A 6,102-nucleotide genomic window follows, 5' to 3' on the forward strand; every position below is an offset into this window, starting at 1 on the left:
CGGGCGCAGCACCCGCCGCGCCTCGGCCAGCAGCGCCGCCGGGTCGGTGACATGGCTGAGCACGGTGTGAAAGACCACCGCGTCCACCGATCCGTCCTCCAGCCCCTGGTCGGTGCCCGCGCGCGCCTCGAAGCGCAGATTGGCCAGATCCCCGGCCCGGCGCCGCGCCTCCTCGATGACTGGAGGGCGCGATGTCCCGGCGCCGGCTGCGCGGCTGGAACCCGCCGCTGGAAAACGTCAACGCGCTGGTCGCCTCGGGCGGGCCAAAACTGCTGGCGCGGGCACGGGAACTGGTAGTGACGAATGGGTACGCAGCCAACGCCTGCGAGGCGTTCGCCGCGAACGTGGTGGGCGACGGGATCAAGCCCTCGTCGCTGATCGAGGACGCTGATCTGAGGGACCGCGTCCAGCGGCTCTGGCTCGCCTGGACCGACGAGGCCGACGCGGACGGGCTGACGGATTTCTACGGGTTGCAGGCCATGGTGGCCCGGGAGATGTTCGTCGCTGGCGAGTGCTTTGTTCGGCTCCGACCCCGTCGCGCTGAGGACGGGCTGCTGGTGCCGCTGCAGATGCAGTTGCTGCAGTCCGAGATGCTGCCCTTCGAGAAGACTGAGACGGCGTCGAATGGCAACCGCATCCGATGCGGGATCGAGTTCGACCTGATCGGGAGGCGCGTCGCCTATCACTTTCGCCGCAGCCATCCTGGCGACAGCACGGATCAGCGGGTGGCGGTGCCCGAGACCGTGCGCGTGCCGGCCGCGGATGTGCTGCACATCTACCGACCCTTGGACGCGGGCCAGATCCGGGGCCTGCCGCATGTAGCGCCGGCGATGGTGCGGCTGTTCCTGCTCGATCAGTACGACGATGCCGAGCTCGATCGGAAGAAGACGGCGGCGATGTTCGCGGGCTTCATCACCAAGACCGCCCCGGAAGAGCCGATGATGGGCACGGAGGAGTCTGAGGCCGACGGCGCGGCCATCGCCAGCCTGGAGCCCGGCACCCTGCAGGTGCTGCTGCCCGGCGAGGATGTGAAGTTCTCGGCACCGGCCGACGTCGGCAGCAGTTACGAGGCGTTCCAGTACCGGACGCTGCTGGGTGTCTCGGCCTCGCTGGGGCTGCCCTATCACCTGGTCACCGGCGATGTGCGGCAGGCGAACTATTCGAGCCTGCGGGCCGAGCTCGTGGAATTCCGCCGCCGCGTGCAGCAGCTCCAGCACGGGGTGATCGCGCACCAGCTCTGCCGACCCATCTGGGCGCGCTGGCTGGAGACCGCGCAGCTGGCCGGGCGGCTGGATCTGCCCGACCCGGCGGCGGCGCGCATGGTGCAGTGGATCCCGCCCCGCTGGGACTGGGTCGATCCCCTCAAGGACATCCAGGCGCAGGTGCTGGCCATGGAGGCGGGCATCACCTCGCGGCGCAAGGTTGTTGAGGCCACCGGCTACGACGTCGAGGAAGTGGACCGCGAGAACGCGGTGGACACGGCGCGCGCCGAGGGGCTTGGCCTGCGCTACCGCACCAGCCCGGGCGAGACGCAGGGAGCCCGGGCGACGCCGGCGCGGCGGTCCGATCCGAGCGACGGGGCGGATGACGACAATGGCGAGGACGCAACTGCGGCCGACCGCGCCACCAATCAGATGCCGTAATGGGGCTCGGCGCGAATCACTGACGTTGTGCTTTGCATTACGGGGGGTGTTGGAGTGTCGTTGCCCTTGGCACGTCTGTAGCGTGTCGGTGGGGTCGGACCGTTCGGTGCGCCCCAAACTCTCTTGGCAAAGAAAGGGCAACGACATGGATTTATATATCGGTTTGGATGTCTCTCTGGCAAGCACGGCCATCTGCGCGGTGTCAGGGCAGGGAAAAGTCATCAATGAAACGACAGCGGCCAGCGAACCCGAGGAATTGGTGAAGGCTTTGGGCTCTCTGCCTGGCAATGTGATCGCGGTGGGCTTGGAGGCGGGACCGCTGTCGCAGTGGCTGCACAAGCACCTAATCGAAGCCGACTTCAACACGATCCTTATGGAAACGCGACAAGTCAAGGGCGCCTTGCAGGCGATGCCGATCAAGACGGATCGGCGGGATGCGGAGGGCATTGCACGGCTACTGCAGATGGGATGGTTCCGGCCCGTTCACCGCAAATCCATGTCGGCGCAGGAAATGCGCGCGCTGTTGTCGTCACGCAAAGCGATACATCAGGCAATTGTGAAAATCGAGCTTTCGATGCGCGGCGTTTTGCGCAATTTTGGGCTGAAGATGGGCAAGATTTCCAAAGGCAGGTATGAAGAACGCGTCCGCGAGCTTGTAGATGGCAATCCGATGCTGGAGGCCGCAGCAGGACCGATCCTTGTCGTCCGCTCCGCGCTCCGCCAGGAGCTCGCGGGTTTGGAAAGGCTGTTGCGCGATCACGCCAAGACGGACCCTGTCTGCCGACAGCTCATGACCATGCCAGGCGTGGGTGCGCTCGTGGCGTTGACGTTCAAATCCTCCATCGATGATCCGGACCGCTTTCGATCATCGCGAGATGTTGGCCCATGGGTCGGATTGACCCCGAAACGTCATCAGTCCGGTGAACGGGACGTCGTCGGCCAGATCACAAAGGCGGGCGATGCCGGCTTGCGAGCAGCGCTGTTTCAAGCAGCGACAGTGATGCTGAACCGCGGCAAGCCTAGCTGGCTGAGCGCTTGGGCATGGAACGTTGCCAAGGCACGCGGGAAAAAGCGCGCGACAGTTGCCTTGGCGCGTCGGATCGGCGTGGTGCTGCACCGGATGTGGCGTGATGGCACCGAGTTCCGGTTCAAACGCAACGAGGCAATGACGGTCTCGGCCGTTTAGGCTCTGATTTGCAAACGACTACACACGACTTGAAGGAAGGATCGGCTGCGCCTGAGGCGCTGGCTCACTGAGGTCCCAGCCGGGACGCGGTCCCCGACGATGCCGGGTTACTCCTTGTCATCAGACACAGGTGGTCTGAGTACGCCAAACAGATAGGCACGCGGGAACCGTTCTTGGACTTGGCAAAATGTGGCAGCCATAGTGCTGACTACGGACGGAAGCATTATCCTGGAATGGGAACCTCCTGAGCGAGCTCAGTGTAAGCGCGGCTTCAAAAGCGAGACAGCAAGTAGGTGGCACACTGGCCAAGCGATCCGGTGCGTTCGCCGCTGCGATATCTGGAGGTCTTCGCGCCGAACGCACCTCGCGTCACACTCATCCTTCTCGGCTAATTCTATACAGGCCCGAGAGCGTCGCCTCCACGAGGATGCATAACATACTGATTATCAGATCAAAAAATCCTTTGATCTATCCTGCCCCATTACGGAAGGAGTGACATGATGAATAGCTGGTACACGATCCGCGCCCGCGACCGCGGCGCGGAGGTGCTGATCTATGACGAAATCGGCGCCTATGGCGTCTCGGCGAAGGGCTTCCTGGCCGAGCTGGGCGCGCTCACCGATGACGCGGCCATCGACCTGCGCCTCAACAGCCCGGGCGGCTCGGTCTTCGACGCGGTGGCGATCCACAACGCGCTGAGCCGCCATGCCGGTCCGGTGACCGTCTGGATCGACGGCATCGCGGCCTCGGCGGCGAGCTACATCGCCATGGCCGGCGATGAGATCGTCATGCCGGAAAACGCCTTCCTGATGATCCACGACCCCTCCGGCCTGGTGATGGGCACCGCCGCCGAGATGCGCGAGATGGCAGGCACGCTGGACAAGATCGGGGCCAGCATGACGCGCGGCTACGCCTCGCGGTCCGGCAAGCCGGAGGCGGAGATCGCCGCCCTGCTCGCGGCCGAGACCTGGTTTGATGCCGCTGAGGCGCTGGAGGTGGGCCTTGCCACGCGCATGGCGGAGCCTGTGCGCCTCGCCGCCCGTTTCGACATCGGCCGGTTCCGCAACGCGCCGCCCGAGCTGGTGGAGGGTGAGGCGGAAACCGCGCCCCAGTGGGCCGGCGTAAGTCCGCCGAACGAGGTCGCCGCGCTGGACGATGAGGCAGCGACAGGGCCCGAAATCGTTGGAGGCGAAAACATAACCTCCAACATCCCCGCAGCCGAGGACCCCGGCAGCATTGTTGCAGAGGCCAACAATGCTCCGGAAAAACTCGACGCCACCGCGATCCGGGCCGAGGCGATTTCCCATGCCCGCGCGGTGGTTGATCTCTGCCGGCTTGCCGGCCAGCCGCAGATGGCCGGGCGGTTTCTCGAGGAGGAGGCCAGTCTCGATACCGTGCGCGCCAGCCTGCTGGATGCGAGGGCCGAGGCCGCACCGCAGATCACCCCGCATCACCCGCACCCGGGGCCGAGCCCGACCACGCGTCCCTGGGGAGATGTCATCGCCCGAACGTTCAAGCTGAAGGATAAATCCCCATGAGCAAACTCACTGAAGGCAAACACGCCGGCGGCTTCCTGACCTGGGAAGTCCTGCGCGACTATACCCGAGAGACTGTCACCATCGCCTCTGGTGCCGGCAAGCTCACGCCCGGCACGGTGCTGGGCAAGATCTCGACGGGTGGCAAATACACCGGCCTGACGCCGGGCGCCTCGAACGGCAGTCAGAACGCCGCCGGTATTCTCTGGGGCCAGGCCGATGCGACCGAGACCGACGCGCCCGGCGTGGTGCTGGTCCGCGGCCCGGCACTCGTCAACCGCCATGAGGTCACCTGGCCCGAGGGCGCCACCGAGGCGCAGATCACCACCGCCACGACGGCGCTGGCGGCGCTCGGCATCCTCCTGCGCTGATCTCGCGCGCAGCTCCCCCATCAGATCCAGACCAGAAGGAGGCACGCTGTGGCCACCATGGACATCTTTGAAGGCGATGCCTTCTCCATCATCGAGCTCACCCGCGCGCTCGAAAACATCCCCTTCAAACCGGCGATCCTGTCGGGGACGGGCCTCTTCGGCAGCCGCGGCGTGCGATCGCGCACCGTGATGATCGAGAGCCGCGACGGCACGCTGTCGCTGATCCCGTTCTCCGAGCGTGGCTCGGCCTACGAGTCCCAGATCCCCGAACGCCGGGAGATGCGGGCGTTTGTGTGCCGCCAGTTCAAGAAGCAGGACGTGCTCTGGGCCTCGGAAATCCAGGCCATCCGCGACTTCGGCTCGGAAACCGCCACCCAGCAGGTGCAGGCCGAGGTGGCACGCAAGCTCGGCCGCCTGCGCAACGACGCCGAGGCCACTTTTGAGTTCCACCTCTTCAACGGCATCCAGGGCGTGGTGAAAGATCCCAGGGACGGGGCCACGGTGATCGACTACCACGCTGAGTTTGGCATCACGCCCGCGGCGGAGGTCGACTTTGATCTCGACAACCAATCGCCCGCTTCTGGCGCCTTGCGCAAACGCTGCCAGGCGCTCATTGAGAGCGTCGAGGACACGCTTGGCGGGCTCGCGGCCGGCCAGGTACAGCTGCGCGCGGAATGCGGCTCGGCCTTCTTCGCCGATCTGGTGGCCCACAAGGAGGTGCGCGAAACCTACCTCAATACCGCCGCGGCTGCCGACCTGCGCGGCCGTGTGGGTGAAGAGGTAAGCTTCGGGGGCATCACCTTCCGCCGCTACCGCGGTGGCCTGGGCTTCGGCGTGCCCACGGACAAGGCGTACTTCTATCCCGAAGGCGTCGAGGGGCTGTTCGAGATCTACTACGCCCCCGCCGACACCTTCGAGACGGTCAACACCGTGGGCCTGCCGCTTTATGCGCGGATGATCCCCGACCGCGACCGTGATGAATGGGTGCGCCTCGAGATCGAGTCCAATCCACTGCCGATCTGCACCCGGCCGCAGGTGCTGCGGACGGCAAAGCGGACGTGATGGGCGCGGCGGCTATGGCGCTCGACGCGCTTTTTGTGGATCCGAACCTCACGGTCGAGATCTGGCACCGCGATATCGAGGGGCAGTTCACACGGACCCGGGGCATTTTGCGCCGGCCTGACGAGATCACCGAGTTCGGGGCGGCACGGCTTCTCTCGGAGACCACGCGGATCGATGTCCGTGTCCGGGATATTCCTATGCCGCGTCCCGAGGAGCAGATCCTGATTGGCGACGAGACCTTCCTGATCCAGGGCGCGCCGCGCCGGGATCGCGAACGCCTGGTCTGGACGCTGGACTTGCAGCCC

At 65.6% G+C, this 6,102-nt stretch carries 7 protein-coding genes; 6 read left to right on the plus strand and 1 reads right to left on the minus strand.

Annotation, left to right across the window (positions count from 1 at the left end):
* On the minus strand, window positions 1-177 hold a 177-nt coding region (locus tag ACH107_RS29145), incomplete at its 3' end, for a methyltransferase domain-containing protein (protein ID WP_412509219.1).
* Window positions 178-191: 14 nt separating this feature from the next.
* Between ACH107_RS29145 and ACH107_RS29150 the strand changes: the two genes are divergently transcribed.
* From ACH107_RS29150 to ACH107_RS29175, 6 genes are all read left to right on the plus strand, one after another.
* Window positions 192-1,643 (plus strand): phage portal protein, encoded by a 1,452-nt coding sequence (locus tag ACH107_RS29150; protein WP_412509214.1) that lies wholly within the window; start codon window positions 192-194, stop codon window positions 1,641-1,643.
* A gap of 145 nt (window positions 1,644-1,788) precedes the next feature.
* On the plus strand, window positions 1,789-2,829 hold the full coding sequence (locus tag ACH107_RS29155; RefSeq protein ID WP_412509215.1) for an IS110 family transposase: 1,041 nt from the start codon (window positions 1,789-1,791) through the stop codon (window positions 2,827-2,829).
* A 500-nt stretch (window positions 2,830-3,329) separates the two neighbouring features.
* Window positions 3,330-4,367 carry a head maturation protease, ClpP-related gene (locus ACH107_RS29160; RefSeq protein WP_412509216.1) on the plus strand — a complete coding sequence of 346 codons (1,038 nt, stop codon included), beginning with the start codon at window positions 3,330-3,332 and terminating at the stop codon, window positions 4,365-4,367.
* Entirely contained in the window at window positions 4,364-4,735 is a 372-nt protein-coding gene (locus ACH107_RS29165) for a head decoration protein (RefSeq protein WP_412509217.1), read from the plus strand. Before ACH107_RS29160 ends, ACH107_RS29165 begins: the two co-directional genes overlap by 4 nt.
* 57 nt (window positions 4,736-4,792) lie before the next feature.
* Window positions 4,793-5,797 (plus strand): major capsid protein, encoded by a 1,005-nt coding sequence (locus tag ACH107_RS29170; RefSeq protein WP_412509220.1) that lies wholly within the window; start codon window positions 4,793-4,795, stop codon window positions 5,795-5,797.
* On the plus strand, window positions 5,797-6,102 hold a 306-nt coding region (locus ACH107_RS29175; protein WP_412509218.1), incomplete at its 3' end, for a hypothetical protein. The genes ACH107_RS29170 and ACH107_RS29175, both read left to right, overlap by 1 nt.

The organism is Roseovarius halophilus (ex Wu et al. 2025) (assembly GCF_047086965.1).

Coding starts and splice junctions, on each gene's coding strand:
- ACH107_RS29150 (WP_412509214.1), top strand. CDS start 192: ATGTCCCGGCGCCGGCTGCGCGGCTGGAACCCGCCGCTGGAAAACGTC.
- ACH107_RS29155 (WP_412509215.1), top strand. CDS start 1,789: ATGGATTTATATATCGGTTTGGATGTCTCTCTGGCAAGCACGGCCATC.
- ACH107_RS29160 (WP_412509216.1), top strand. CDS start 3,330: ATGAATAGCTGGTACACGATCCGCGCCCGCGACCGCGGCGCGGAGGTG.
- ACH107_RS29165 (WP_412509217.1), top strand. CDS start 4,364: ATGAGCAAACTCACTGAAGGCAAACACGCCGGCGGCTTCCTGACCTGG.
- ACH107_RS29170 (WP_412509220.1), top strand. CDS start 4,793: ATGGACATCTTTGAAGGCGATGCCTTCTCCATCATCGAGCTCACCCGC.